General features: G+C 53.4%; 2 rRNA genes. Both read left to right on the plus strand.

The features are described from left to right. The first annotated feature begins 386 nt into the window (after window positions 1-386). Window positions 387-3,252: ribosomal RNA gene (locus tag GS636_RS22530) — 23S ribosomal RNA — on the plus strand. Between the two features lie 169 nt (window positions 3,253-3,421). Then, window positions 3,422-3,536: ribosomal RNA gene (rrf, locus tag GS636_RS22535) — 5S ribosomal RNA — on the plus strand. Window positions 3,537-3,569: the final 33 nt, after the last annotated feature.

Raw genomic sequence — 3,569 nt, forward strand, 5'->3', positions numbered from 1 at the left:
GATCGCGCCGAGTGTGGCGTTGATCTCAGTCGTTCTCCTCTTCGGAGGGGTGGGTTGTGACACGGGTGTTTCCTCGCCTGTCCACGACTATCGCGGCTGAAACGAACAGAGTTGTCCAAGTCAAGTACACTAACCCGCATGATCTGACGATCATGCATTGTCTTCTATTCTCCATGTGGGGCCGACCGACATCGGCAGCATGGGTTCCAGGATGGAAGGCGGGAAAGTATGCTTTTGGTTCAGAAGAAAGATCATCTTTAGTTACCAGCTGGATGATCGCGTTGGACATAGTCGAACCGTGAAGGCCGCAGGCCGGAAGGGTTCACGCGCTCAAGTAGCCGAATAGGCGGTAGCGCAAAATGTTATGTCTTTCTCTTTCTGGATCAAATCAAGCGCGAGAAGGGCGTTTGGTGAATGCCTTGGCAGCAAGAGGCGATGAAAGACGTGATACTCTGCGATAAGCCATGGGGAGCTGAGAATAAGCTTTGATCCATGGATTTCTGAATGGGGCAACCCACTTGAAAGCTTCATATTGTTAGTTTTGCTAATCAATATGTCGCTTAACCAAGTACTTAAGACCTGAATACATAGGGTTTTAAGAGCAAACCCGGGGAACTGAAACATCTAAGTACCCGGAGGAAAGGAAATCAATTGATACTCCCCTAGTAGCGGCGAGCGAACGGGGACCAGCCGAGCCGGATGAGTGACTAGAACACGTTGGGAAGCGTGGCCATAGCGGGTGACAGCCCCGTATAGGAAGCTTTGACGGACGTATTAAGTAGGGCGGAACACGTGAAATTCTGTCTGAAGATCGGAGGACCACCTTCGAAGGCTAAGTACTCCTTGCTGACCGATAGCGAACCAGTACCGTGAGGGAAAGGTGAAAAGCACCCCGACGAGGGGAGTGAAACAGTACCTGAAACCGAACGCCTACAATCAGTCGGAGGCTCCTTGCGAGCTGACGGCGTACCTTTTGTATAATGGGTCATCGACTTGGTCTCACGAGCAAGCTTAAGCCGTTAGGTGTAGGCGTAGCGAAAGCGAGTCTTAATAGGGCGCATGAGTTCGTGGGATCAGACCCGAAACCGAGTGATCTAGGCATGGCCAGGTTGAAGGTAAGGTAACACTTACTGGAGGACCGAACCCACATCCGTTGAAAAGGATCGGGATGAGCTGTGCCTAGGGGTGAAAGGCCAATCAAACTCGGAGATAGCTGGTTCTCTGCGAAATCTATTTAGGTAGAGCGTCATCCGAATACCCCGGGGGGTAGAGCACTGGATGGGTAATGGGGCCCCACAGGCTTACTGATCCTAACCAAACTCCGAATACCCGGGAGTACTAGATGGCAGACACACTGCGGATGCTAACGTCCGTAGTGGAGAGGGAAACAACCCTGACCTACAGCTAAGGCCCCCAATTCATGGCTAAGTGGGAAAGCAGGTGGGACGACCAAAACAACCAGGAGGTTGGCTTAGAAGCAGCCATCCTTTAAAGATAGCGTAACAGCTCACTGGTCTAAATAAGTTGTCCTGCGGCGAAGATGTAACGGGGCTCAAGCCATGAGCCGAAGCTTAGGATGCCGTAAGGCATGGTAGCAGAGCGTAGTGTGACATAGAACTCATCCTGTATTGCCGCCGGTTATGTGGTGCGCGTAAGCGCGCTCAAGTAGCCGAATAGGCGGTAGCGCAGGATAGAGTTCTTTCGATGAAGCCGGCGCGTGAGCGATCCGGTGGAGAGATCACTAGTGAGAATGATGACATGAGTAGCGACAAAGAGTGTGAGAGACACTCTCGCCGAAAGTCCAAGGGTTCCTGCTTAAAGCTAATCTGAGCAGGGTAAGCCGGCCCCTAAGCCGAGGCCGAAAGGCGTAGGCGATGGGAACTAGGTTAATATTCCTAGGCCAGGAGGATGTGACGGATTGCAGGTGTAGTTCAACCTTATCGGATTGGTTGGGCTGCTGAGCAGTTCCTGGAAATAGCCCTCCATCAGACCGTACCCTAAACCGACACAGGTGGACTGGTAGAGCATACCAAGGCGCTTGAGAGAACGATGTTGAAGGAACTCGGCAAAATACCTCCGTAAGTTCGCGAGAAGGAGGCCCGGTTCCTAGGCAACTAGGGGCTGGGGGCACAAACCAGGGGGTGGCGACTGTTTATTAAAAACACAGGGCTCTGCGAAGTCGCAAGACGACGTATAGGGTCTGACGCCTGCCCGGTGCCTGAAGGTTAAAAGGAGAGGTGAGAGCCTTGAATTGAAGCCCAGGTAAACGGCGGCCGTAACTATAACGGTCCTAAGGTAGCGAAATTCCTTGTCGGGTAAGTTCCGACCTGCACGAATGGCGTAACGACTTCCCCGCTGTCTCCAACATCGACTCAGCGAAATTGAATTGCCTGTCAAGATGCAGGCTTCCCGCGGTTAGACGGAAAGACCCCGTGCACCTTTACTACAGCTTCGCACTGGCATCAGGATTGTGATGTGCAGGATAGGTGGTAGGCTTTGAAGCGGAAACGCAAGTATCCGTGGAGCCTCCCTTGAGATACCACCCTTCGCACTCTTGATGTCTAACCGCGGTCCGTTATCCGGATCCGGGACCCTGCGTGGCGGGTAGTTTGACTGGGGCGGTCGCCTCCTAAAGCGTAACGGAGGCGCGCGAAGGTTGGCTCAGAGCGGTCGGAAATCGCTCGTTGAGTGCAATGGCAGAAGCCAGCCTGACTGCAAGACTGACAAGTCGAGCAGAGTCGAAAGACGGCCATAGTGATCCGGTGGTCCCGAGTGGAAGGGCCATCGCTCAACGGATAAAAGGTACGCCGGGGATAACAGGCTGATACTGCCCAAGAGTCCATATCGACGGCAGTGTTTGGCACCTCGATGTCGGCTCATCTCATCCTGGGGCTGGAGCAGGTCCCAAGGGTACGGCTGTTCGCCGTTTAAAGAGGTACGTGAGCTGGGTTTAGAACGTCGTGAGACAGTTCGGTCCCTATCTGCCGTGGGTGTAGGAGACTTGAGAGGAGTTGCCCCTAGTACGAGAGGACCGGGGTGAACGATCCACTGGTGGACCAGTTGTCGTGCCAACGGCAGTGCTGGGTAGCTATGATCGGACAGGATAACCGCTGAAGGCATCTAAGCGGGAAGCCCCCCTCAAAACAAGGTCTCCCTGAGGGCCGTGGAAGACCACCACGTCAATAGGCCGGAGATGTAAGCGCAGTAATGCGTTCAGTTGACCGGTACTAATCGCCCGATAGGCTTGATTTGATCCAGTAACAGAAAGACAAATCAAACCAAAAGCATACACCGACCTTGGTTTGGACAACACTGATTGATTAACACAACCGAGTGGCACCGCGCATTCGCAAGCGAATACGCTGCCTGCCACCCGTCGCTTTCTTGCTCCGCAAGAAAGTCGACATGGGCTTTTCCTCGGTTTGGTGGTCATAGCGCAAGTGAAACACCCGGTCCCATACCGAACCCGGAAGTTAAGCACTGCCGCGCCAATGGTACTTGGGCTTAAGCCCCGGGAGAGTAGGTCACCGCCAAACCTAGTAAAAACCCAACAATCTCTCTAATACGAT

The organism is Ruegeria sp. HKCCD4884 (assembly GCF_013110855.1).
Taxonomy (GTDB): Bacteria; Pseudomonadota; Alphaproteobacteria; order Rhodobacterales; family Rhodobacteraceae; genus Ruegeria.